The following is a 23590-nucleotide window of genomic DNA, read 5'->3' on the forward strand; positions in this document are numbered from 1 at the left end:
CCCGGAAACCCCTGGTCAGACGGCTCGTTCGGGCCCTAGGATGACGCGCTCCCGGCCCTTCTTCGCGGTCACCGCCCCACCGGGACCGCCCGACCCCGCGCCGTCGCGAGTCCCCCACCGGCGCCGTGATGATGGACTCCCAGAGCTCACAGGCATCCCAGCCCTCCCCGCCGCCCCCTCCACCTCATACGTTCCAGGTCGACCTGCGTGGTCTGGTGGACCTGCTCTCCCAGCGCCTCTACTCCAGTCCGAAGGTATATCTGCGCGAGCTGCTGCAGAACGCCGTGGACGCCATCACGGCCAGACGCGCGGACGAGCCCGGCGCCCCTGCCCGGGTCCGGCTGTACGCGGAGGGCGGCGCCCTGCGCGTCGAGGACACCGGCGTGGGGCTCACCGAGGCGGACGTGCACAGCCTGCTGGCCACCATCGGACGCAGTTCGAAGCGCGCCGAGGGGCTTCAGGAGGTCCGGTCCGGCTTCCTCGGGCAGTTCGGGATCGGGCTGCTGGCCTGTTTCGTCGTCGCCGAGCGGATCCGGGTCGTCAGCCGCAGCGCCCGTACGCCCGGGGCGCCGCCGGTGGAGTGGACGGCGTCCGAGGACGGATCGTACACCGTGCGGACGCTGCCGGACGCCGAGCGGCCCGAACCGGGCACCACCGTGCAGCTGGTGGCCCGGGCGGGCGCCGCGGAGTGGTTCGCGCCCGGGCGGGTCGAGACGCTGGCCCAGGACTTCGGCTCGCTGCTGCCGTACGACGTGCGGGTGGGAGACGAGGCGGTCACCGATCTTCCGGCCCCGTGGGACCGTCCGTACCCGGGTCCGGCCGCCCGCCGCGTCGCCCTCGCCCGGCACTGCCACGAGCTGTTCGGCTTCACCCCGCTGGACACGATCGACCTGTCCGTGCCGCTGGCCGGCATCCGCGGGGTGGCCTTCGTGCTGCCCTCGGCGGTGAACCCGGCCCAGCGCGCGGGTCACCGCGTGCATCTGAAGGGCATGCTGCTGACCGAGCGAGCCGAACAGCTGCTGCCCGACTGGGCGTTCTTCGTACGCTGCGTGCTCGACACGGACAGCCTGCGGCCCACGGCGTCACGCGAGGCGCTGTACGAGGACGAGACGCTGGCCGGTGTGCGGGAGTCGCTGGGCGAGCGGATCCGGGCCTGGCTGACGGGGCTGGCGGCCGGCGACCCGGAGCGGTTGGCCGCGTTTCTGTCGGTGCACCACCTGGGTGTGAAGTCGCTGGCCCGGCACGACCGGGAGATGCTGCGCACGATGCTGCCGTGGCTTCCGTTCGAGACGACCGGCGGGCGGCTGTCCCTGGAGGAGTTCGCGCAGCGGTACGCGGTGGTGCACTTCACGCGGACCGTCGAGGAGTACCGGCAGGTCGCGCCGATCGCGTCCGCGCAGGGCATCGGCATGATCAACGGCGGTTACACGTACGACTGCGAGCTGATCCAGGCGCTGCCGTCGGTGCGGCCGGGCACGGTGGTCGCCGAACTGGACGCGGAGGCGGTGACCGCGCAGCTGGACGCGGTCGACCCGGCCGAGGAACTGCGCCTGTCCGGCTTCCTGGCGGCGGCCCGGGCCCGGCTCGACCCGCTCGGCTGTGACGTCGTCCTGCGGGCCTTCCACCCGCTGTCCCTTCCCGCGCTGCACGTCGACGACCGGGACGCCCGGCACGAGCACGCCAGGGCGGACGCCGAGGCGCAGGCCGACGACCTGTGGGCGGGCATCCTCGGCTCCCTGCGCGGCAGCGCCCCCCGCGCGCGTCTGGTGCTGAACCATCTCAACCCGCTCGTGCGGCGGATCGCCGCGCTGCCCGATCCGGAGCTGATCGGCACCGCCGCGGAGTCGCTGTACGGGCAGGCGCTGCTGATGGCGCAGCGGCCGCTGAGACCGGCCGACTCGGCGCTGCTCAACCGCGCGTTCATCGGCCTCCTGGAGTGGGCCACACACAGCGAGGACGGCCGGGCATGAGCGAGATCCCGGACTTCGACGCGTTGCGCGAGGCGATGGCGGAGAACGCCGGGCGGCCGGAGGGGCCGGCCCGCAACGCGCGCGCGGAGCAGCTGCTGACGGTGGCCGAGAAGCTGAACATCCCGCTCGCCGTGATCGAGGCGCTCGGCCATCAGCTGAAGGTCTACAACTACAGCTCCGAGAAGGGGAAGATGTTCGTCCCCTTCGCCCGGCTGCTGCGCATGTGGGACGAACGGCCCGAGGACTTCGACGCGTACGAGACCCACTCGCTGCACTGGGTCTTCAAATGGGTCTCGGCCGGCATGCTGGACCAGCCGCACATCCCGCTCGCGTCGATCGAGAAGTGGCTCGGCGAGATGGAGCACCGCTACCGGCTGGCCGGGCACTCCGAGCGGGCGGTGCGCAGCGCCGAGCACAGTGTGGCCGCGCATGTCGGGGACGTGGCGCGGGCCGAGCGGGCGTACGCGGCGTGGCTGGCCGCCGACCGGGACGGCATGACCGACTGCCACGCCTGCGAGCTGCACGGTCAGGGCTGGTGGCAGGCGGAGCGGGGGCGGGACGCGCAGGCCCTGGAGCTGTGGCGGCCGGTGCTGGAGGGCGAGTACGCCTGCGCCCACGAACCGCACTCGGCCCTCGCGTCGTCCCTGGTGCCGCTGCTGCGGCTGGGCCGCTTCGACGAGGCCCGCGCCCACCATCTGCGGGGCTTCCGGATCGTCCGGGCGATGGAGAGCATGCGCGGCGCGTACGCGGAGCAGGTGGAGTTCTGCGCGCTGACCGGCAACGAGGCGCGGGGCCTCGAACTGCTCGCGGAGCGGCCGGAGTACTTCACCGGTGACGGGCATCCGCAGAGCAGGCTGGACTTCATGAGCGTGGTGGCCCTGCTCATGGACCGCCTCACCGGGCTCGGGCTGGGCGAGCGGCAGGTGCCGGGCCCGGCCGGCCGGGAGTGGACCGCCCGCGAACTCGCCGCGCACGCGCGCGGGGAGGCCCTCGCCCTGGCGGCACGCTTCGACGAGCGCAACGGCACCCCGCACGTGAGCGAACGGGCACGCGCGCGGATGGCGCGGCGACCGCTGGTGGAACGACTGCCGCTGGGGCTGCGGTCGGTGCGGCGGTCACCCCTGCCCCCTCCCCCCGCGGCTCCGGCCGCCGTCACCGGGCAGCCGGATCTGCCCGCCCTCCTGGCCGAGGCGCGGCGGCTGTCGGACACCCTGCGGCCGGGAGCCGTGGAGGCCTGGGCGGCGGTCGCCGAGACCGCTCGGGACCTCGAACTGGACCCGCGCGACCGTGCGGAGATGGCCGACCACGAGGCGATGTCCCTCGGCCCCGAGGGCATCGCCCTCTTCGAACGGGCCGCGGGTCTCTACTCGGAGGCGGGCGATCCGGGTGAGTCCCTCGCGGCACGCGCGCGTGGGGCGTACGTCCGCGCGCTCGCGGGCGACGTGGACGGGGCCGTCGAGGCGGTGGCGGGCCCGTACGACGAGGTCCTCGCGCTGTACGCCGCCGACGGCACGGGGATACGGCAGACCGCGGCCGTCGTGATGAGCCGGGCGCGGATCCTGACGCGGCGGGCGCACGCCGGCGAGGGCGACAGCGCGGTGCGGGCCGCGGCCGAGGCGGCCGTCCTGGAGGTCCTCGCGCTGGTCGACGGCAGGACCGGGGAGGACGTGCGGCTGGCCGCGCGGGCCGCCGAGGCCCGGGCGATGCTCGGGGAGCTGGCGGGGCTCGCGGGGGACCTGGAGAGGGCCGCGGAGCTGTTCGCCCGGGGCGCGGCGGCGTTCGTCGCGGCGGGGCTGCCGTGGTTCGCGGTGGAGTACGAGGCCCGGCTGGCCTCCCTGGCCCACCATCTCGGCGACACGGCGGAGGCGGAGCGGGCGCTGCGGGCGGCCCTGGAGCACGGCGGAGCGGAGCTGGAGGCGCCGGGACGGGCCCAGCTGCACCTCCAGCTCGCCGAGGTCGTCGGTGGCCGGGGCGATGCCGTGGAGGCCGCCCGGCACGCCCTGGAGGCGGCGCACTGGGCCGACGAGGCGGGCGAGACGGCGACGCTGGGCGCCTGGGCGCGACAGCAGCTCGGCGGCCATCTGCTGCGGCAGGGGCGGTGGGCCGAGGCCGCGGAGGTGCTGGAGTCGGCGCTGCCGGACCTGACCGCGGAGACTCACGGCGACGGGGCCGTCGTGCAGACGCAGTGGTGGCTCGGAGACTGCCTGAGCGAGCTCGGCGAGCACCGCGCGGCCGCCGAACAGCGCCTTCGAGCCGCCGAGATCGCCCGCCACTGGCCCGAGCAGCACGACCACGCGACCCTCGCCCACCTGGCCGGGGAGTCCCTCGGGCAGGCCGGGCTGCCCGCGGAGGCGGACCGGGCCTACGCGCGCGCGGGCGGCCTGTGGCGCGACCTCGGCGACACGACCGGCCTGGTCCGCTCCCTGCGGGCCCGCGCCTGGCTGGCGCTGGACGCGGAGGACGGGCCGGGAGTGGCACGGAACCTGATGGCGGAGGCGGTACGGGAGTGCGAGGCGGCCCGGGACGCGGCGTCCGACGGGGAGTCCCGGCAGCAGCTCGTCGCCGAACTGGGTCATACCCACGGACAGTTCGGCGATCTGCTGGTCCGCTCCGTCTCCGGGGACGTGGAAGGCCCCGCGGATCGAGCCGTGTTCGAGGAGGCGCTGGCTCAGGTGGCGCGATCGGCCGAGGTGTTCGCCTCTCTCGGGGACGACGCCCTGCACAGCCGCACCGGAGCGGAACTCGCGGCGGGCCGGCTGGAGGCCGACCTGGGCCGCACGGCCGACGCGAGGGCACGCGCGCGTGCGGTGCTGGCCGCCTACGAGGGGCGCGGTGCCGGTGAGGACGATGTGGTGCGGGCCCGGCGGCTGGAGGCGGAAGAGCTGCTCCGTCTGCCGACGCGGCGGCCGGACTGAGGGGGCCGGACTGAGGGGGCCGGACTGAGGGGGTCGGGCCTACTCCACGCCGATGAGGAGCAGGGCCCCCTGCCGTCCGCCCCGGTACACAACGGTGTCGACGGCGAGGTGCCTCTCGCGGACCCGGCCCTCCAGATGCTCGGCGACGCTGTCGGGGGCCTCGTCGCCGAGGACCAGGGTGACCATCTCGCCGCCGGCCGAGAGCATCCGGTCCAGGACGGTCTCGGCGGTCTCGGCGACGTCCGCGCCGATCACGGCCACGTCCCCGTCGATGAGCCCCAGGACATCGCCGGCCTGGCAGATGCCGGCCATCGTCCAGGACTGGTGCTCGGCGACGGTGACCTCGGCGTAGCGGGTGGCCCCGGCGGCCGACGTCATCGAGACGACGTCCTCGTCGAAGCGGCGGTCCGGCTCGTGCACGGCCAGCGCCGCGATGCCCTGGACCGCCGAGCGGGTGGGGATCAGCGCCACGCGGATGCCCTCCGTGCGGACCTGCTCGGCGGCCGCCGCGGCCGTGTGACGCAGGTCGGCGTCGTTCGGCAGCAGCACGACCTCGCGCGCGTGGGCCCGCCGCAGCGCCTGGACGAGCTCGCCGCTCGCGGGCGGCTCCCCGGGGCGGGCGAGCACGGTCGTCGCGCCGGCCTCGGTGTACAGACCGGCCAGGCCCTCGCCGGGCACGACGGCCACGACGGCCCGCTGGGCGCGTTCCCGGGGTGGCCGCTCGGCGCCGGTGGTGTGCACGTCGCCCGCGCCGAAGTGCGTGATGCGGATCCGGTGGGGCCGCCCGGCCTCGATGCCCGCCTCGACGGCGGCACCCGCGTCGTCCACATGCACGTGGACGTTCCACAGTCCGTCGCCGCCGACCACGACGAGGGAGTCGCCGAGGGCGTCGAGCCGCTCGCGCAGCCGCTCCACGGCCCGGTCCTCGGCCTCCAGGAGGTAGATCACCTCGAACGCCGGTCCGTCCCGGCCCGGTGCGGCGGCGCTGTCGGCGAACTCATCCCGGACTCCCTCGACGGGCACGGCGGAGCACGCTCCCGGTCCCACGCGCGCGTGGGGAACCGAGAAGGGGCCGGTGCGCGCACTCCCACCGAGCACCCCCGGCTTCTCCCTCGTGAGCGTCTCCACCAGCGCCCCGAGCACCGCCACCAGTCCCCGTCCCCCGGCGTCGACCACTCCGGCGCGTTCCAGGACGGGCAGCTGGGCCGGGGTCGCGGCGAGGGCCGCCCTGGCCCCGTCGTAGGCCGCCCGGGCCACCGCCCCGCAGTCGCCCTCCGTGCTGTCCGCGGCGTCGGCGGCGGCCGAGGCGACGGTGAGGACGGTGCCCTCGACGGGGTGGGCCACGGCCCGGCGGGCTGAGTCGGCCGCGTGCCGCAGGGCGTGCCGCAGGCCCTGCCCGTCGGCTCGGGCGGCGCCCTCGCCGGCCAGCACCTGGGCCATGCCGCGCAGCAACTGGGCGAGGATCGTCCCGGAGTTCCCGCGGGCACCGATGAGGGCGCCGTGCGCCATCGCCCGGGTCGCGTCGGCGAGCGACGGGCCGTCCGGGCCGGACGCCGCCGCGTGCCCGGTGAAGACCGCCTCGACGGCCGCGACGGCCGACTCCACGGTCAGATACAGGTTCGTGCCGGTGTCCCCGTCCGCGACCGGATAGACGTTGATCGCGTCGATCTCCTCACGCGCCCGGCCCAGGGTCTCCAGCGCGAGACCGCACCAGGTGCGCACCGCGACAGCATCGAAGAATGTCTGCGGCACCTGCGCCACCGCGCCTCCCTGAGCTGCTGGACGTGGCACGCAGCGTAGACCCCGGGGCGGTCTGCACCCGAAGAGGGAGGGGACCGGGCCCCTGAGCTGCCGTGGTAGTTTCGTTCCACGGGTGCAGCCGTTGTATGCTGCTCCGGTTGCCCGATCCGATCGGGCCTTCCCCCTGGCAACGCCACTCAGATCTCACGGGCTCCTGCAGCCCGAGAATCTCGATCCCGGCCTGCCGGGATCAACCGTAAGTGCATCTGAAGTCTTTGGAGTGACCCGTGGCTGCCAACTGCGACGTCTGCGGCAAGGGGCCGGGCTTCGGCAACAACATCTCGCACTCGCACCGCCGTACGTCCCGCCGCTGGAACCCGAACATCCAGCGTGTGCGTACCGTGGTGGGCGGGACGCCGAAGCGCGTGAACGCTTGCACCTCGTGCATCAAGGCCGGCAAGGTCTCGCGCTGACGCTCAGCTAGCGCGCGGCCACTGCTGGTTCGCTGCAAAGCCGGTCCACCTCTGGTGGGCCGGCTCTTTGCCGTTACCTGAGACGTTCCCCGAGACGTTGCCCGGGCGAGCCACGTCCCCCGCGGGCCCACCCACCGGCGGTTCCCCGTGAGCCCACGCACCGCCCGATTCCCCGCGGGCCCAAGGAGCGGCGGGCCCGGGCGGCGCGGCGCCCTGACGCCGGAGCGACGCAGTCCGGCACCGCGTCTCGGCGGCTACGCGCCCCCGCGGAAGCGCCAGCCGTGATCCACGGGCCCGATTCCCCCACCGAGCGCGAACCCGGCCGCGACCGCCCCGGTGACGTACCGCTTCGCCGCCGCCACCGCCTCCGGCACGGACCGCCCCTTGGCGATCTCGGAGGCGATCGCGGACGCGAGCGTGCATCCGGTGCCGTGGGTGTGGCGGTTGTCATGCCTCGGCGCCCGCAGCCAGTGCTCCTCGGAGCCGTCGGTGAGCAGGTCGACGGCGTCACCGGGCAGGTGCCCGCCCTTGATCAGCACCCAGCGCGGCCCGTACCCGAGGACGGCCGAGGCGGCCTGCCGCATCTCCGCCTCCGACTCGACCCGTACGCCCGTGATCTGGGCCACCTCGTCGAGGTTCGGTGTGGCGACCGTCGCCACCGGCAGCAGCTTCGTACGGACGGAGTCCAGCGCCGAGGCGGCGAGCAGGGCGTCGCCGTGCTTGGAGACGCCCACCGGGTCGACGACGGCCGGGGCGTCCGTCCCTGCGATCAACTCCGCCACCGCCTCCACCAGTTCCGCGGAGGCCAGCATGCCGGTCTTGACCGCGTGGACGCCGATGTCGTCGACGACACTGCGGTACTGGGCCCGCACGGCCTCCACGGGCAGTTCCCAAGCCCCCTGCACACCGAGGGAGTTCTGCGCGGTCACCGCCGTGACCACGCTCATGCCGTGCACGCCGAGCGCGAGCATCGTCTTGAGGTCGGCCTGGATGCCCGCGCCGCCGCCCGAGTCGGAGCCCGCCACCGTCAGGACGTTGGGGATCATGACTCTATGTCCCCGAAGTGGTCCCAGCCGCCCTTGCTGGTCCACGGTGCCCCGTCGACCGTCACCTGCGGCAGCGCCGAGGGGTTGAGGACCTCGCCGATGACCTTCCAGCGGGCGGGCAGCTTCACGTCCGGCGGGAAGGTCGCCACGATCGCGTGGTCCTCTCCCCCGGTCAGCACCCACTGCATGGGGTCGACCCCGACGGCCTGCCCGATGTCGTTCATCTGGGACGGGATGTCGATCGCCCCGGAGCGGATGTCGATGCGGACCTTGCTGGCCTCCGCGATGTGCCCGAGGTCGGCGATCAGCCCGTCGCTCACGTCGCACATCGCGGTCGCCCCGAGGCCGGCGGCGGCGGGACCCGCGTGGTACGGCGGCTCGGGCCGTCGGTGGGCCTCCACGAACGCCCGCGGCGAGCGGAACCCCCGGGACAGCACCGCGTACCCGGCCGCGGACCAGCCCAGCCAGCCCGTCACGGCGACGAGATCGCCGGGCTGGGCGCCCGCCCGCGTCACCGGCTCCTGGTTGCGCAGATCACCGAGCGCGGTGATCGACACCATGATCGAGTCGCCGCGTACGACGTCTCCTCCGACCACGGCGGCGCCCGCCACCTGGCATTCGTCGCGCAGGCCGTCCATCAGTTCGCTCGGCCAGGTCACCGGCAGCTCGGCCGGGACGACCAGGCCGAGCAGCAGCGCGGTCGGTACGGCGCCCATGGCGGCGATGTCGGCGAGGTTCTGCGCGGCCGCCTTGCGGCCCACGTCGTAGGCCGTCGACCAGTCGCGGCGGAAGTGCCGGCCCTCCACCAGGATGTCGGTGCTCGCCACGACCCTGCGGTCGGGCGCGGCCACCACGGCGGCGTCGTCGCCGGGGCCGACCCGGACCGCCGGGGTGGTGGTCAGACGGGAGGTGAGCTCCCTGATGAGCCCGAACTCACCGAGCTCACCAACAGTGCCCTTCATTGCCCTTTCGCCCCTTCTGTCCCTGTCCGTGCCCGGTCGCGAGGCATCTCAGTCCTCGCTACGGTCGAGGTGACCGTCAAGTTCTGCCGGACCTGCACCCCGGCGCGCAAGACCCGGTCCCCGCAGGTCTCCCCGCGGCGAGCGGCGACGCGATACCGTGGCGTTCCTTTTCCCCACATGATCCTCGTGGCCGCCCTGGAGGTTCCGTGGTACAGGCGTACATCCTGATCCAGACGGAGGTCGGTAAGGCGTCGACCGTCGCCGAGACGATCAGCAAGATCCCTGGGGTCATCCAGGCCGAGGACGTGACGGGACCGTATGACGTGATCGTGCGGGCGCAGGCCGACACCGTCGACGATCTCGGCCGCATGGTGGTCGCCAAGGTCCAGCAGGTGGACGGCATCACCCGCACCCTGACCTGTCCGGTCGTCCATCTGTAGCCCCCGTCTACCCTGAGCCGGTGAACTCTTCCCGTCACCGGCACCGTTGTGTCCTGCGCGTGTTCCGCCTGCCCGCTGTCGCGCTGTTGATCACTGTTGCGGGCTGCTCCTCAGCAGACGACAGCGCGTCGGCGGCGGTTCCCAGTCCGGACCCGAAGGTCGCGGAACTGTGCCGGAACCTGGACAAGGTACTGCCCGCGACGGTGGACGGTGAGCGCCGTGAGGATCCCGAGCCCGCGTCGGTGCTGACGGCGGGCTGGGGCAGCCCGGCGATCATACTTCGCTGCGGTGTGCCGCAGCCGCCGAAGATGATCGACCCGAAGGTGGCGGACGGACGGGATCCGGACGCGGTCCCCGGGGGTGTGAACGGCGTCGACTGGCTGATGGAGAGCCGGGACGGCGGGGGGCACGTCTTCACGACCGCCAACCGGGAGGCCTACGTGGAGGTGCGGGTGCCCGAGGGCCCGGACGGCTCCGGCGTGCTGATCGACCTGGCCCCGGCCGTGAAGAAGGCGATCCCCGAGGGGATCGCCTCCTGAGCGCCGCGCCGGTGCTCCCGCCCTGAGTCCGCGGGCCGTTCGTGGCTGATCGCGCAGCTCCCCGCGCCCCTTGCGGGTCGAGTCAGCGCAGGCCCGTCGAGCGCCGCAGGGCCGCCTGCACCAGCCGGTCGATCAGCTCGGGGTAGCTCACCCCGCTCGCCTGCCACATCTGCGGATACATCGAGATGGGCGTGAAGCCGGGCATCGTGTTGATCTCGTTGATCACGAACTCGCCGTCCTCGGTGAGGAAGAAGTCCGCGCGGACCAGGCCCTCACAGGACGCCGCCTCGAACGCGTCGACCGCCAGGCGCTGGACCTCGGCCGTCTCCTCGGGCGTCAGGGGCGCCGGGACGAGACCGGGGGTGGAGTCGATGTACTTGGCCTCGAAGTCGTAGTACGCGTGCGTCTCGGGCGAGGGGATCTCCGCGGGAAGGGAGGCCCGGGGACCGTCCTCGAACTCCAGGACGCCGCACTCGATCTCGCGGCCGCGCAGCGCGGCCTCCACGAGGATCTTCGGGTCGTGCCGCCGGGCCTCGGCGATGGCCTCGTCGAGCCCGGCGAGGTCGTCGACCTTGGTGATGCCGATGGAGGAACCGGCCCGCGAGGGCTTCACGAACAGCGGCCAGCCGTGCTCGCCGGCGAAGTCGACGATGTTCTTGCGGGCGGCGGCCTGATCCCGCTCCCACTCGCGCGGGCGCACCACCAGGTACGGGCCGACCTTCAGCCCGAAGGAGGTGAACACCCGCTTCATGTACTCCTTGTCCTGGCCCACGGCCGAGGCGAGCACACCCGAACCCACGTACGGGACGCCGGAGAGCTCCAGCAGGCCCTGGAGGGTGCCGTCCTCGCCGTACGGGCCGTGCAGCACCGGGAAGACCACGTCGACCTCGCCGAGGGCCTTGGGCACCGAACCCGGCTCGCTGTAGACGACTTCGCGGCTGGCGGGGTCGACGGGGAGGATCACCGCACCCTCGGTGGACTCGGCGAGCAGATCGACGCTGGGCGGACGCCGGTCGACGATCGCCATCCGCTCCGGTTCGTCCGCCGTGAGCGCCCAACGCCCGTCCTGGGTGATGCCGATCGGCAGGACGTCGTACCGCGTCCGGTCGATGGCTTTCAGGACGGCGCCGGCGGTGACCACGGAGATCCCGTGTTCGGAGCTGCGCCCGCCGAACACGACGGCCACACGCGGCTTGCGAGGCGGCTGCTCGGGGCTCTGGGGGAGGTTCTCGGTGCTCATATCGCGTTGAGAGTACCCGTTGGTAGGGCCGCGAGTCAGCGCGTGCGGCCTCGCGTCGCTCAGCGTCGTTCGGGCTTCGCGCTGCGCGACATCAGCTCCTTGAGAGCCACCACCGGTGGCTTGCCCTCGTGCACGATGCCGACGACCGTATCCGTGATGGGCATGTCGACGCCGTGCCGCCGGGCCAGATCCAGCACCGACTCGCAGGACTTGACGCCCTCGGCGGTCTGCTTGGTGACGGCGATGGTCTCCTGCAGGGTCATGCCCTTGCCGAGGTTGGTGCCGAAGGTGTGGTTGCGCGACAGCGGCGAGGAGCAGGTGGCCACCAGGTCCCCCAGGCCCGCGAGTCCGGAGAAGGTCAGCGGGTCGGCGCCGAGCGCCATGCCGAGCCGGGTGGTCTCCGCGAGGCCGCGGGTGATGAGGGAGCCCTTGGCGTTGTCCCCGAGGCCCATGCCGTCCGCGATGCCGACGGCGAGGCCGATGACGTTCTTCACGGCTCCGCCCAGTTCGCACCCCACCACGTCGGTGTTGGTGTAGGGGCGGAAGTAGGGCGTGTGGCAGGCGGCCTGGAGTCGCCGGGCGACGGCCTCGTCGGTGCAGGCGACCACGGCCGCGGCCGGCATCCGCGCGGCGATCTCCCGGGCCAGGTTGGGTCCGGTGACCACGGCGATGCGGTCCGGGCCGACCTTGGCGACGTCGTCGACGACCTCGCTCATCCGCATCGCGGAGCCGAGTTCGACGCCCTTCATCAGCGACACGAGGACCGTGTCGGGGGCCAGCAGCGGGCTCCACTCGGCGAGGTTGTCGCGCAGGGTCTGCGAGGGGACCGACAGGACCGTGAAGTCGGCGCCCGCGGCGGCCTCGGCGGGATCGGTGGTGGCTCGTACGTTCTCCGGGAGCTCGACACCCGGGAAGTAGTCGGGATTGGTCCGCGTGGAGTTGATCGCCTCCACGACCTCCGGGCGGCGCGCCCACAGGGTGACCTCGCACCCCGCGTCGGCGAGCACCATGCCGAAGGCCGTACCCCACGAACCGGCGCTCAGGACCGCCGCCTTGACCGGTTTGCTCACTTGCCCAGCCCCTCTTCCTGCACGGTCTGCCCGGACTTCCGGTGCGTCTTCGTCTGCGCCTGGGTGCGGCGCCGCTGCTCGATCCGCTCCCGGCGCGGGTCGTACGGCGTCTCCGGCGCCTTCTCACCGCGGATCAGCTCCAGCTGGGCGGTGACGGCGGCCATGATGACATCCGTGGCCTCCTTCAGCAGGTCGGCGGTCATCTCGCGGTCGTAGAACCGGGCGAGGTCGACCGGCGGCCCGGCGAGCACGCGGTGCGTCTTGCGCGGCAGCAGATGCGGCTTCTTCGCGTACGGCGGCAGCAGTTCGTTGCAGCCCCACTGTGCCACCGGGATCACCGGGCATCTGGTCTGCAGGGCCACGCGCGCGGCGCCGGTCTTGCCGGTCATGGGCCAGCCGTCCGGGTCGCGGGTGAGGGTGCCCTCGGGATAGAAGGCGACACATTCCCCGCGGTGCACGGCCTCGATCGCGGCCCGGAAGGCGCTCAGCGCGTCCGTGCTCTCGCGGTAGACGGGGATCTGCCCGGTGCCGCGCATCGCGGCTCCGACGAATCCCTTTTTGAAAAGAGCGCTCTTCGCGAGGAATCGCGGGACGCGCCCGGTGTTGTACTGAAAATGCGCGTAAGCGAAGGGGTCGATGTGCGAATTGTGGTTCACCGCGGTGATAAATCCACCCTCAGCCGGAATGTGCTCCATTCCGCGCCAGTCCCGCTTGAGCAGAACCACCAGCGGCGGTTTACAGATCACCGCGGCGAAGCGGTACCAGAAGCCGATTCTGCGGCGGGGCACGCGGACACCTTCCTCTAGGGCCTGAAGCCGGGGCCACGGGGGGCCGCACAAGTGTCGCCCCAGGCCGCCGGTCTGTCGAGAACACCGTACGCCCGGCACGCCGCCCGCCCGATGCCCCGGGTGACAATGACCGCGACAAGAAGAGGACGGAACATCCGTGCAGTGGACCCTGGTCGTACCCCTGAAGCCCCTGGCCCAGGCCAAGAGCAGGCTCGCGGACACCGCGGACGACGGGCTGCGGCCGGACCTGGCGCTGGCCTTCGCCCAGGACACGGTGGCGGCCGCGCTGGCCTGTCCCGCGGTGCGGGATGTGGCAGTCGTCACGGACGACTCCCGGGCGGGCCGTGAGCTGGCCGCACTGGGCGCCGCGATCATTCCCGACGAGCCGGGCGGTGGCCTCAACGCCGCTCTCGCACACGCGGCGCGGTCCGTACGGTCCGTCCGCCCGTCCGGCGCGGTGGCCGCGCTGAACGCCGACCTGCCGGCGCTGCGTCCCGCGGAATTGTCCCGGGTTCTCGGGACCGCCGCCGAATTCCCGCGCGCATTTCTTCCGGACGCGGCCGGAATCGGCACGACGTTGCTGACCGCCGCCCCGGACTGTGCGTTGCGCCCGGCCTTCGGTGCGGATTCCCGGGCCCGGCACCGCGCCTCCGGGGCCGTGGAACTGCCCCTCACCGCGGTGGACTCCGTACGCCAGGACGTGGACACCGGCGCCGACCTGCGCAGCGCGCTGGCCCTGGGGGTCGGCCCCCATACGGCCGCGGCCGCCGCGCGGTTGCTGATACCCGGGCAGTAGGCTGCCGCCATGCAGGCGACCGCGTACACGTACGACTCCGAAAGCCGCAGCGGGCAGGTGCTCCTGGACGACGGCACCCCGGTGCCCTTCGACGCGGCCGCGTTCGACGCGGGGGGCCTGCGGCTGCTGCGCCCGGGCCAGCGGGTCCGTATCGAGGTGGAGGGCGCGAAAGACGCCCCGCGGATCACACTGGTGACCCTGCAGACCCTCTGACCACTTCCTGAACACGCCGCGGGCCGGACTCCATGCGGAGTCCGGCCCGGCGCGTGAGTACCCCAGCGCCCTTACTTCTTGCGGGCGGTGGTCTTCTTGGCGGTGGTCTTGCGCGCCGTCGACTTCTTGGCGGGCGCCTTGGTGGCCGTGGCCTTCTTCGCCGGGGCCTTCTTCGCGGTGGTCTTCTTCGCGGCGGTGGTCTTGGACGCCGCCGTGGTCTTCTTGGCGGGCGCCTGCTTCGCGGTGCTCTTCTTCGCGGCCGCCGACTTCGTAGCGGTGGTCTTCTTGGCCGTCGTCTTCTTGGCGGTGGTCTTCTTCGCGGCGGCCGACTTCGTGGCCTTCTTCGCGGCGGCCTTCTTGACCGTCGCGCCGGCACCGCCGGTCAGGCTGCCCTTGGGCGCCTTCTTGACGGAGACCTCGCCACCGCGCGGCAGCTTCTTCGACCCGCTGACCAGGTCCTTGAAGCCCTGACCGGCACGGAAGCGCGGAACGGAGGTCTTCTTGACCCGAACCCGCTCGCCCGTCTGGGGATTACGGGCGTACCGCGCCGGACGGTCGACTTTCTCGAACGAACCGAAGCCGGTGACCGAAACCCGCTCACCCGAGACGACCGCGCGGACGATGGCGTCCAGGACATGGTCGACAGCGTCGGCAGCCTGCTGACGGCCGCCCATCTTGTCGGCAATCGCTTCTACGAGCTGCGCCTTGTTCACGTCTTCCCCTTCGGAGACATCGCCAGAACGAAAGTGTTCAAGCTTTTTCGCACGTTAGGCAGATATATACCGCAAATCAAACACGAAACGGGCTTATCACCCTTGTGCCGCAACGAACTCGACGGTGTCGGCGGGTTCAGCGTTCCTCGTCGGGGAGACGTCCCTCGTCGAGGTCCGCGGTGAACCGCTCCAGCCGCCTTGCCGCGTCGGCGAGATCGTGCTTGGCCGCGGCCGTAATGACCAGCAGCTTCCGGGTCAGCGCCATCCGTACGCCCTCCGGGACTTGCAGTGCGCGCACCCTTGTGTGCGCTTCCTTGAGTTGGTCCGCGACCGCCGCATAGAGCTCGAGTTGGCCGTCGTGTTCCATGCACAGATTGTGCCATCTGGGGCGAGTTGTCGCCTGCGCAGGGGACAACTGCCGCCTCGGACGGCCTTTCCGGCACACGTGGAAGTCACGGCTGTACCACTCACGTACCCCGGCAACCACCGGCTTAACGTGGGAAGTTGGCAGCCGAACAGGGGGTGGACAGGGCCGTTCGGGTGCAGACGCGGCTGTACCCCCGATCGGGCTGATCGGGGGTACAGAGGAGATGTCGCGGTGGCCGAAAGTCGCCTTGTTCTCGGCGGCGAAGCGTGCCTGGGGTCAGACCGGGAGCGTCCGCGGCTTGAACGCCGGGCGCTTCGCCTCGTACGCCGAGATGTCCGCCTCGTTCCGCAGGGTGATCGAGATGTCGTCGAGGCCGTTCAGCAGCCGCCAGCGGGAGTTCTCGTCGAGCTCGAAGGAGGCGGTGATGCCTTCGGCGCGCACCTCGCAGCTCTCCAGGTCGACGGTGATCTCGGTCTGCGGGTCCTGCTCGGTGAGCTCCCACAACGAGTCCACGATCTTCTGCTCCAGAACCACCGTGAGCAGGCCGTTCTTGAGCGAGTTGCCGCGGAAGATGTCGGCGAAGCGGGAGGAGATCACGGCCTTGAAGCCGTAGTTCTGCAGCGCCCAGACGGCGTGCTCACGGGAGGAGCCGGTGCCGAAGTCGGGGCCTGCGACCAGCACCGTCGCGCCCTGCCGCTCGGGCTGGTTGAGCACGAACGACGTGTCCTTGCGCCAGGCCTCGAACAGCCCGTCCTCGAACCCGTCGCGCGTGACCTTCTTGAGCCAGTGGGCGGGGATGATCTGGTCGGTGTCGACGTTGCTGCGGCGCAGCGGGACGGCCCGGCCGGTGTGGGTGGTGAAGGCTTCCATGACTGATCAGACTCCAGCGGGCGTACGGGTCTCGGCGTCGGACAGGTCGGCCGGGGAGGCCAGGTGGCCGAGGACGGCCGTGGCGGCCGCGACCTGCGGCGACACCAGGTGCGTCCGGCCGCCCTTGCCCTGCCGGCCCTCGAAGTTGCGGTTGGAGGTGGACGCGGAGCGCTCGCCCGGGGCCAGCTGGTCGGGGTTCATGCCCAGGCACATCGAGCAGCCCGCGTGCCGCCACTCGGCGCCGGCCTCCTTGAAGACGACGTCCAGCCCCTCGGAGACGGCCTGCAGACCGACCCGCGCGGAGCCCGGGACGACCAGCATCCGTACGCCGTCGGCGACTTTGCGGTCCTTCAGCAGCTCGGCGGCGGCGCGCAGGTCCTCGATGCGGCCGTTGGTGCACGAGCCTACGAAGACGGTGTCCACCTTGATGGAGCGCAGCGGCTGCCCGGCCTCCAACCCCATGTACTCCAGGGCCTTTTCGGCGGCGTAGCGCTCCGATGCGTCTTCGTACGAAGCAGGATCGGGGACGGACGCCGAAAGCGGTGCGCCCTGCCCGGGGTTGGTGCCCCAGGTGACGAACGGCGACAGCGCGGCGGCGTCGATGACGACCTCGGCGTCGAACTCGGCGTCGTCGTCCGTCCTGAGCGTCTTCCAGTACGCGACGGCCGCGTCCCAGTCCTCGCCCTCGGGGGCGTGCGGGCGGCCCTTGAGGTACGCGAACGTGGTCTCGTCCGGGGCGATCATGCCCGCGCGGGCGCCGGCCTCGATCGACATGTTGCAGATGGTCATGCGGGCTTCCATCGAGAGCTTCTCGATGGCCTCGCCGCGGTACTCCAGGACGTAGCCCTGGCCGCCGCCGGTGCCGATCTTCGCGATGATCGCCAGGATCAGGTCCTTGGCGGTGACGCCGTCGGGCAGTTCGCCGTCGACCGTGATCGCCATGGTCTTGGGACGGGACATCGGCAGCGTCTGGGTGGCCAGCACGTGCTCCACCTGGGAGGTGCCGATGCCGAACGCCAGCGCGCCGAAGGCGCCGTGCGTGGAGGTGTGCGAGTCGCCGCAGACGACGGTGGTGCCGGGCTGGGTCAGGCCCAGCTGCGGACCCACGACGTGCACGACGCCCTGCTCGACGTCGCCCAGCGGGTGCAGGCGCACACCGAAGTCGGCGGCGTTCTTGCGCAGCGTCTCCAGCTGGATCCGGGAGACCGGGTCCGCGATCGGCTTGTCGATGTCGAGGGTGGGGGTGTTGTGGTCCTCGGTCGCGATGGTGAGGTCGAGGCGCCGGACCGTGCGGCCGCTCTTGCGCAGGCCGTCGAAGGCCTGCGGGCTGGTCACCTCGTGCAGCAGGTGCAGATCGATGAAGAGAAGGTCGGGCTCGCCCTCCGCGCGCCGGACGACATGGTCGTCCCAGACTTTCTCCGCGAGTGTCCTACCCATCGCTTTTCCCTCCGGACGGCGACGATCCGCCGACCCAACTAGAGATCTTGAGGAGGCGGTGCCCGTACCCCTGACTCCGGGCACACACCACCAGGCCCTTACGTCACGGGCCGTTGTGACTTCGTGATTCCAGGGTGGCGCGTTCCACGGAAATTTGAACTTGCGTTTCACAGAGTGAGACGCAAGTATCGTTTCATGGACAACAGTAGCGGCGTCGGCGTTCTGGACAAGGCGGCCCTCGTCCTGAGCGCTCTGGAGTCCGGTCCGGCCACCCTCGCGGGTCTGGTCGGTGCCACCGGACTGGCTCGACCCACGGCCCACCGCCTGGCCGTGGCCCTGGAACACCACCGCATGGTGGCGCGCGACATGCAGGGCCGTTTCATTCTCGGCCCTCGGCTGGCAGAGCTGGCCGCGGCCGCGGGTGAGGACCGTCTCCTCGCCACCGCCGGCCCGGTGCTCACGCATCTTCGTGACATCACGGGCGAGAGCGCACAGCTCTATCGCCGCCAGGGCGACATGCGCATCTGCGTCGCCGCGGCGGAGCGCCTGTCCGGACTGCGGGACACGGTCCCGGTCGGTTCGACGCTCACGATGAAGGCCGGTTCCTCGGCGCAGATCCTGCTGGCCTGGGAGGAGCCGGAGCGGCTGCACCGCGGCCTGCAGGGGGCGCGCTTCACGGCGACGGCGCTGTCGGGTGTGCGGCGGCGGGGCTGGGCCCAGTCGATCGGTGAGCGGGAGCCGGGCGTCGCGTCCGTCTCGGCGCCGGTGCGGGGGCCGTCGAACCGTGTGGTGGCGGCGGTGTCGGTGTCCGGGCCGATCGAGCGGCTGACGCGGCATCCCGGCCGGATGCACGCGCAGGCCGTGATCGATGCGGCGGGGCGCCTCTCCGAGGCACTTCGGCGCACCGGCTGAACCGATGGAGCGTATCGGGGGAGGCCGGCCTCAACGCCGCGGCAGGCCTTTCCCGACCACCCGCCATGGCACGGACGGTTTGATCGTCGCGTGCGGGCCGGTAGTGGTTGCTCGCGCAGTTCCCCGCGCCCCCGAAAAGGGGGCAAGCACACATGAGGCCCCTCACCGAAGTGAGGGGCCTCATGTGATGTGTACCCCCGACCGGATTCGAACCGGCGCTACCGCCTTGAGAGGGCGGCGTGCTAGGCCGCTACACAACGGGGGCCTGGACACTGCGTTTCCGCAGGTCCGAGCTGGTCTACCTGGACTCGAACCAAGACTAACTGAACCAGAATCAGTCGTGCTGCCAATTACACCATAGACCAATGTGGTATAGACCAGTCAGTACCCCCGACCGGATTCGAACCGGCGCTACCGCCTTGAGAGGGCGGCGTGCTAGGCCGCTACACAACGGGGGCCCTAGCGGTCCCGAGATGATCGTCGATCACTTGGAACCAGTACCCCCGACCGGATTCGAACCGGCGCTACTGCCTTGAGAGGGCAGCGTGCTAGGCCGCTACACAACGGGGGCGATGCAGATGAGCTCTGCGAGCTGGCCTACCTGGACTCGAACCAAGACTAACTGAACCAGAATCAGTCGTGCTGCCAATTACACCATAGGCCACTGGAACGCAAGCCCCGGGGGGTTGTGTTCTAGCTGTGCGCCTCGGACTCCGGCCTTCCGGCCCGCTTCCCGCGGCGCAGGAAGAACATTACCCGAAGGTGGACGGGGCTCCAAAACGAGTATCCGAGCCGAGCAGGGACGGCAGTTCGGCCAGCGTGGCGATGCGGTGCGGCCCGACGGGCGGGTCGATCGTGGCGTACAGGCCGCCGCGGTCGATCCACACCGACAGCAGTCCGGCGTCGGCGGCACCCCTCCCGTCGATCTCCGGGTGGTCGCCGACGTAGGCGACCTGGTGCGGCGGCAGACCGAGGAATTCACAGGCCGCGAGGAACGCCCCGGCCTCGGGCTTGGAGATGCCGAGCTCGGCCGCGCACAAGATGGTCTCGAAACGGTCGTGGACGCCGAGGGCGCGCAGCTTGCGGTCCTGGACGTGGAGGCTGGAGTTGGACAGCACGGCGTGCCGGTGGGTGGCGGAGAGGGCGTCGAGGACGGGCAGGACGTCCGGGAAGAGGGCCCAGACCGCCTCGTAGTGGGTGATGTACCGCTGGAACCACGCGTCGGCCTCGGCGTCGGTGAGGTCCCGGTCCAGGAAGACCCGTACCCGTTCGCGCCGCTGGTCCTCGAAGGTGGCCTCGCCGGCCGAGAAGCGGGCCCACTGGAGGTGGGTGGCCTCCCGCCAGCGGTCGATGGCCTGCTCGACGCTGTCGTAGCGGTGGAGCAGGCCCTCGGCGGTGAGGTGGGCGCGCATGCCGAGGCGGTCGGCGGTGGTGTAGTCGAAGAGGGTGTCGTCGACGTCCCAGACCACGGCATGGATGCTCATACTCCGACCGTACCCACCGCGACGTTCTCTCAGCCCGGGGTCATGCCGCCGAAGAGGGCGAGATCGGGGTCCCGGCCGTCGCGGGGGTGGGCACTGAACGTCCGGGTACAGGGGCCGCCCGTGGCGCCTCGTCCGCTGTCGGTGGGGCCGTCCCGGGCGGCACGTACGGCGGCGCCCGTGGAAGTCCCGGTCAGTGTGCGGACGACTTCGCCGGAGGCGTTGGAGAGGGGCAGGGTCCAGGTGACGGGCTTGTCGAGCTGCCACACCGGTGGCCCGGGGGGGCGCCTCGCCGATCACGGACGGCGAGGGGATCCGGGCCTCCGTCTGCGCCGGGGGCGCGGTGGGGGACGCCGCTGGGGACGATCGACACCTCGCCGTACTGCGGAAACCGGACGCGCCGGCCCACGGGCAGTCGACGGTCATGCGTCGCTCGGTGACGAGCCGCACCGTGCCGGCCGGCCCGTCGGCCCGGGGCGCCGCCCGCGCGGGCGCGGGCTCGGGCGGCAGGGCGCGGGACAGGACCACCGCCCCGCCGACGGCCGCGGGGACGAGTCTTCGGGAACGGATCACACCCTCCCCTCTGTGCCAGGGCGCACACGGGCACCGTGCGCGCCCTGGCGGCCAACGCCCCCCGTGGGCAAGGGAGTTGACCGTAAGGGTGACTCCCGGTGACGGCTGTGCGGACCCGGTGAGGGCGGCGCCCCAACCGGACGCCGCCCTCACCGTGCGGGTGTGTCGCGTTACGCGGCCAGCTTGGCCAGCGCCGCGTCGATCCGGGCCAGGGTGGTGTCCTTGCCCAGGACCTCCAGGGACTCGAACAGCGGCAGACCGACCGTGCGGCCGGTGACGGCGACGCGGACGGGGGCCTGGGCCTTGCCGAGCTTGAGGCCGTGGGCCTCGCCGGCGGCCAGGACGGCCTCCTTGAGCGACTCGGCGGAGGTCCAGTCGGCGGCCTCCAGCTTCTCGCGGGCCGTGCTCAGCAGGGCGTCCGAGCCCTCCTTCATCGCCTTCGTCCAGCTGGCCTCGTCCTCCACCGGCTCCGGAAGGAACAGGAAGTCGACGTTGTCGGTGATCTCGGAGAGCACCTTGAGGCGGGTCTGCGCGTGCGGGGCGATGGCCTGCCACTTCGCCTCGTCGAAGGCCTCCGGCGCCCAGGGGGCGAAGGGCGCCCGGAGCCAGGGACGGCAGCGCTCCGTGAAGTCCTTCACGTCCAGCAGGCGGATGTGGTCGCCGTTGATGGCCTCGCACTTCTTCAGGTCGAAGCGGGCCGGGTTGGGGTTCACGTCGGAGATCTCGAACGCCGCGATCATCTCGTCGATCGAGAAGACGTCCCGGTCGGCCGAGAGGGACCAGCCGAGCAGCGAGAGGTAGTTGAGCAGGCCCTCGGGGAGGAAGCCGCGCTCCCGGTAGAGGTTGAGGGAGGACTGCGGGTCGCGCTTGGAGAGCTTCTTGTTGCCTTCGCCCATCACGTACGGCAGGTGGCCGAACGAGGGGATCTCCTTGGCGATGCCCAGCTCGATCAGCGCCTTGTACAGGGCGATCTGGCGCGGGGTGGAGGAGAGCAGGTCCTCGCCGCGCAGGACGTGGGTGATCTCCATCAGGGCGTCGTCGACCGGGTTGACCAGCGTGTACAGCGGGGCGCCGTTGGCGCGGACGATGCCGTAGTCCGGGACGTTCTCCGGGGTGAAGGTCAGCTCGCCGCGGACCAGGTCGGTGAAGGTGATCGTCTCGTCGGGCATCCGGAAGCGGACGATCGGCTCGCGGCCCTGGGCCTGGTACTCGTCGACCTGCGCGGCGGTCAGCTCACGGCAGTGGCCGTCGTAGCCGGAGGGCTTGCCGGCGGCGCGGGCGGCCTCGCGGCGGGTGTCCAGCTCCTCCTGGGAGCAGTAGCAGCGGTAGGCGTGGCCGGCGTCGAGCAGCTTGGCCGCGACGTCCTTGTAGAGGTCCATGCGCTGCGACTGGCGGTACGGCGCGTGCGGGCCGCCGACCTCGGGGCCCTCGTCCCAGTCGAAGCCCAGCCAGCGCATCGAGTCGAGCAGCTGGGTGTACGACTCCTCGGAGTCGCGGGCCGCGTCGGTGTCCTCGATGCGGAAGACCAGGGTGCCCTGGTGGTGCTTGGCGAACGCCCAGTTGAACAGGGCGGTGCGGACCAGGCCCACATGGGGGTTGCCGGTGGGCGACGGGCAGAAGCGGACGCGTGGGGGTACCCCCTGTCCGAGCGGAGTCGAGGACTTGGGGGAGGGAGAGCCGGGTGCGCTAGCCACGCTTGACAACCTTGTTGGTGAGAGTGCCGATGCCTTCGATGGTGACGGCGACCTCGTCGCCGACGTTCAGGGGGCCGACCCCAGCGGGGGTGCCCGTGAGGATCACGTCGCCGGGGAGCAGCGTCATGGCCTCGGTAATGTTGACGATCAGATCCTCGATCGAGTGGATCATCTCGCTGGTGCGGCCCAGCTGACGCTGCTGGCCGTTGACCGTGAGCTGGATGGTGAGGTCGCTCGCGTCCAGGTCCGTCTCCACCCAGGGGCCGAGCGGGCAGGAGCTGTCGAAGCCCTTGGCCCGGGCCCACTGCTTCTCGCGCCTCTGCACGTCGCGGGCGGTGATGTCGTTGGCGCAGGTGTACCCGAAGATCACATCCTTGACGCGCTCGCGCGGGACCTCGCGGCACATCCGGCCGATGACGACGGCCAGCTCGGCCTCGTGGTGCACCTCCTCGGAGAAGGAGGGGTACTGGATCTCGTCGCCGGGGCCGATCACCGAGGTGGACGGCTTGAAGAAGGCGAAGGGGGCGTCGGGGACCTCGTGGCCCAGCTCGCGCGCGTGCTCGCCGTAGTTGCGGCCGAAGGCCACGACCTTGTTGGGGAGCACCGGCGGCAGCAGCCTGACCTTGCTCACCGGCACCTTCGTGCCGGAGAGCTCGAAGTCCGCGAACGGGATGCCCTTGATGATGTCCAGGACGAGTTCGTCCTGCTTGTCGCCCTCGATGGCACCGAAGGCGACGTTCCCGTCGATGGAGAATCTGGCGATGCGCACGGGATGCTTGGCCCCTTGACTGAAGCGGCTGGAGTCTGACGGTCCAGGCTAACGCGGGGAGGTCCCCCGCCCCGCGCATGGTGAAGGGGCGCCCCGTCGCGGGGGCGCCCCTTCGAAATCCGTGTCCCGCCACCGTGAGCATCCGGCGGCCGGCCCGCGTACTACCTGGTGTCATTCCGCGGCAGCGGCGGCCGCGACGGGGATCTCCATGAGGACGGTGCGCTTGGGGTTGGCGGTCTGGGCCGGGAGGTCGACGGGGTGCTCCGGCTGCTCCGGCGTCCGCAGTTCGTCGGCGTCCTGCAGGTGCGCCAGCGTCGTGCGCCGCGGGTTGGCGATCTTGTGGAACATCGTCGTCGTCTTCACTGTTTACTTGACCCTGTCCTGTGACGGGCGCCAGAGGGGTGTGAGCCCCCGGTGCGGGCGCGGGTTGTCGGTTGTGCCATCGCTGTAAAGCGTCAGGCTAAACATGCGATTCCCCGGCCCAGTCGCCCGGAGGCCACGATCGGCATGTGAGTTTCCTCACGAATGACAGGGCGAATCGGTCAATCCGGACTCGGGCTCCACCCCAACGAAACGGACATT

General features: G+C 71.7%; 23 protein-coding genes and 5 tRNA genes. 8 read left to right on the forward strand and 20 right to left on the reverse strand.

Annotated elements, in window-relative coordinates; genetic code table 11:
• Positions 1-131 precede the first annotated feature (131 nt).
• Positions 132-1970, forward strand: a complete 1839-nt coding sequence (locus ABTX62_RS04385) for an HSP90 family protein (protein ID WP_352114858.1) — start codon at positions 132-134, stop codon at positions 1968-1970.
• Positions 1967-4885 (forward strand): tetratricopeptide repeat protein, encoded by a 2919-nt coding sequence (locus ABTX62_RS04390; protein WP_352114763.1) that lies wholly within the window; start codon positions 1967-1969, stop codon positions 4883-4885. The genes ABTX62_RS04385 and ABTX62_RS04390 overlap by 4 nt, the downstream gene beginning before the upstream one ends.
• Before the next feature lie 39 nt (positions 4886-4924).
• On the opposite strand, the gene ABTX62_RS04395 is transcribed toward ABTX62_RS04390, so the two are convergent.
• On the reverse strand, positions 4925-6646 hold the full coding sequence (locus ABTX62_RS04395) for a DAK2 domain-containing protein (protein ID WP_352114764.1): 1722 nt from the start codon (positions 6644-6646) through the stop codon (positions 4925-4927).
• A 266-nt stretch (positions 6647-6912) separates the two neighbouring features.
• On the opposite strand from ABTX62_RS04395, the gene rpmB reads away from it, so the two are divergent.
• Positions 6913-7098 carry a 50S ribosomal protein L28 gene (gene rpmB / locus ABTX62_RS04400; RefSeq protein WP_003993230.1) on the forward strand — a complete coding sequence of 62 codons (186 nt, stop codon included), beginning with the start codon at positions 6913-6915 and terminating at the stop codon, positions 7096-7098.
• 254 nt (positions 7099-7352) lie between these two features.
• On the opposite strand, the gene thiD is transcribed toward rpmB, so the two are convergent.
• On the reverse strand, positions 7353-8144 hold the full coding sequence (thiD, locus tag ABTX62_RS04405; RefSeq protein ID WP_352114765.1) for a bifunctional hydroxymethylpyrimidine kinase/phosphomethylpyrimidine kinase: 792 nt from the start codon (positions 8142-8144) through the stop codon (positions 7353-7355).
• Positions 8141-9106, reverse strand: coding sequence for a thiamine-phosphate kinase (locus ABTX62_RS04410; protein WP_031106940.1), 966 nt, complete (start codon positions 9104-9106; stop codon positions 8141-8143). The genes thiD and ABTX62_RS04410 overlap by 4 nt, the downstream gene beginning before the upstream one ends.
• A gap of 206 nt (positions 9107-9312) precedes the next feature.
• On the opposite strand from ABTX62_RS04410, the gene ABTX62_RS04415 reads away from it, so the two are divergent.
• Entirely contained in the window at positions 9313-9546 is a 234-nt protein-coding gene (locus tag ABTX62_RS04415; protein WP_003997603.1) for an Lrp/AsnC family transcriptional regulator, read from the forward strand.
• Between the two features lie 20 nt (positions 9547-9566).
• The gene (locus ABTX62_RS04420) at positions 9567-10085 is read left to right on the forward strand and encodes a DUF3515 domain-containing protein (RefSeq protein WP_352114766.1); all 519 of its coding nucleotides are present in this window, start codon (positions 9567-9569) and stop codon (positions 10083-10085) included.
• Between the two features lie 82 nt (positions 10086-10167).
• Here the strand turns inward: ABTX62_RS04420 and ABTX62_RS04425 are convergent, their stop codons facing one another.
• Genes ABTX62_RS04425 through ABTX62_RS04435 form a run of 3 tightly spaced genes read right to left on the reverse strand, consistent with a single transcriptional unit; the run spans position 10168 to position 13183 of the window.
• Positions 10168-11325, reverse strand: coding sequence for a D-alanine--D-alanine ligase family protein (locus tag ABTX62_RS04425; RefSeq protein ID WP_352114767.1), 1158 nt, complete (start codon positions 11323-11325; stop codon positions 10168-10170).
• Positions 11326-11384: 59 nt separating this feature from the next.
• The gene (locus ABTX62_RS04430; protein WP_352114768.1) at positions 11385-12395 is read right to left on the reverse strand and encodes an NAD(P)H-dependent glycerol-3-phosphate dehydrogenase; all 1011 of its coding nucleotides are present in this window, start codon (positions 12393-12395) and stop codon (positions 11385-11387) included.
• A complete protein-coding gene (locus ABTX62_RS04435) occupies positions 12392-13183 on the reverse strand; it encodes a lysophospholipid acyltransferase family protein (RefSeq protein ID WP_352114769.1) in 792 nt (263 codons plus the stop codon). Before ABTX62_RS04435 ends, ABTX62_RS04430 begins: the two co-directional genes overlap by 4 nt.
• A 157-nt stretch (positions 13184-13340) precedes the next feature.
• Between ABTX62_RS04435 and cofC the strand changes: the two genes are divergently transcribed.
• Together cofC and ABTX62_RS04445 are read left to right on the forward strand one after the other, a co-directional pair.
• Positions 13341-13979, forward strand: coding sequence for a 2-phospho-L-lactate guanylyltransferase (cofC, locus tag ABTX62_RS04440; protein WP_352114770.1), 639 nt, complete (start codon positions 13341-13343; stop codon positions 13977-13979).
• A 9-nt stretch (positions 13980-13988) separates the two neighbouring features.
• A complete protein-coding gene (locus tag ABTX62_RS04445) occupies positions 13989-14192 on the forward strand; it encodes a hypothetical protein (protein WP_352114771.1) in 204 nt (67 codons plus the stop codon).
• Between the two features lie 71 nt (positions 14193-14263).
• On the opposite strand, the gene ABTX62_RS04450 is transcribed toward ABTX62_RS04445, so the two are convergent.
• From ABTX62_RS04450 to leuC, 4 genes are all read right to left on the reverse strand, one after another.
• Complete coding sequence (locus tag ABTX62_RS04450; protein WP_352114772.1) at positions 14264-14905, reverse strand: HU family DNA-binding protein; 642 nt, start codon at positions 14903-14905, stop codon at positions 14264-14266.
• Positions 14906-15041: 136 nt separating this feature from the next.
• On the reverse strand, positions 15042-15272 hold the full coding sequence (locus ABTX62_RS04455) for an SCO5555 family protein (protein ID WP_030851947.1): 231 nt from the start codon (positions 15270-15272) through the stop codon (positions 15042-15044).
• Between the two features lie 276 nt (positions 15273-15548).
• Positions 15549-16142, reverse strand: coding sequence for a 3-isopropylmalate dehydratase small subunit (gene leuD, locus ABTX62_RS04460; RefSeq protein WP_352114773.1), 594 nt, complete (start codon positions 16140-16142; stop codon positions 15549-15551).
• 6 nt (positions 16143-16148) lie between these two features.
• Positions 16149-17579: a 3-isopropylmalate dehydratase large subunit gene (gene leuC / locus ABTX62_RS04465; RefSeq protein ID WP_352114774.1), complete on the reverse strand. Its 1431-nt coding sequence runs from the start codon at positions 17577-17579 to the stop codon at positions 16149-16151.
• A gap of 195 nt (positions 17580-17774) precedes the next feature.
• Between leuC and ndgR the strand changes: the two genes are divergently transcribed.
• Positions 17775-18491: an IclR family transcriptional regulator NdgR gene (gene ndgR / locus ABTX62_RS04470; protein WP_184988622.1), complete on the forward strand. Its 717-nt coding sequence runs from the start codon at positions 17775-17777 to the stop codon at positions 18489-18491.
• 192 nt (positions 18492-18683) lie between these two features.
• Here ndgR and ABTX62_RS04475 read toward each other — a convergent pair.
• From ABTX62_RS04475 to ABTX62_RS04520, 10 genes are all read right to left on the reverse strand, one after another.
• Positions 18684-18756 (reverse strand) — tRNA-Glu (locus tag ABTX62_RS04475).
• 28 nt (positions 18757-18784) lie between these two features.
• A tRNA-Gln gene (locus ABTX62_RS04480) sits at positions 18785-18856 on the reverse strand.
• A 20-nt stretch (positions 18857-18876) separates the two neighbouring features.
• A tRNA-Glu gene (locus ABTX62_RS04485) sits at positions 18877-18949 on the reverse strand.
• A gap of 40 nt (positions 18950-18989) precedes the next feature.
• Positions 18990-19062, reverse strand: a tRNA-Glu gene (locus ABTX62_RS04490).
• A gap of 21 nt (positions 19063-19083) precedes the next feature.
• Positions 19084-19155 (reverse strand) — tRNA-Gln (locus ABTX62_RS04495).
• Positions 19156-19243: 88 nt separating this feature from the next.
• Positions 19244-19975, reverse strand: a complete 732-nt coding sequence (locus ABTX62_RS04500; RefSeq protein WP_352114775.1) for an HAD family hydrolase — start codon at positions 19973-19975, stop codon at positions 19244-19246.
• Positions 19976-20004: 29 nt separating this feature from the next.
• The gene (locus ABTX62_RS04505) at positions 20005-20241 is read right to left on the reverse strand and encodes a hypothetical protein (RefSeq protein ID WP_352114776.1); all 237 of its coding nucleotides are present in this window, start codon (positions 20239-20241) and stop codon (positions 20005-20007) included.
• Between the two features lie 474 nt (positions 20242-20715).
• Positions 20716-22239, reverse strand: a complete 1524-nt coding sequence (gltX, locus tag ABTX62_RS04510) for a glutamate--tRNA ligase (RefSeq protein ID WP_352114777.1) — start codon at positions 22237-22239, stop codon at positions 20716-20718.
• Complete coding sequence (locus ABTX62_RS04515; protein ID WP_283970200.1) at positions 22232-23008, reverse strand: fumarylacetoacetate hydrolase family protein; 777 nt, start codon at positions 23006-23008, stop codon at positions 22232-22234. Before ABTX62_RS04515 ends, gltX begins: the two co-directional genes overlap by 8 nt.
• A 171-nt stretch (positions 23009-23179) precedes the next feature.
• Entirely contained in the window at positions 23180-23371 is a 192-nt protein-coding gene (locus ABTX62_RS04520) for a hypothetical protein (RefSeq protein ID WP_283970199.1), read from the reverse strand.
• Positions 23372-23590 lie beyond the last annotated feature (219 nt).

The sequence above is a fragment of the Streptomyces sp. NPDC096046 genome (assembly GCF_040303285.1).
Taxonomy (GTDB): Bacteria; Actinomycetota; Actinomycetes; order Streptomycetales; family Streptomycetaceae; genus Streptomyces.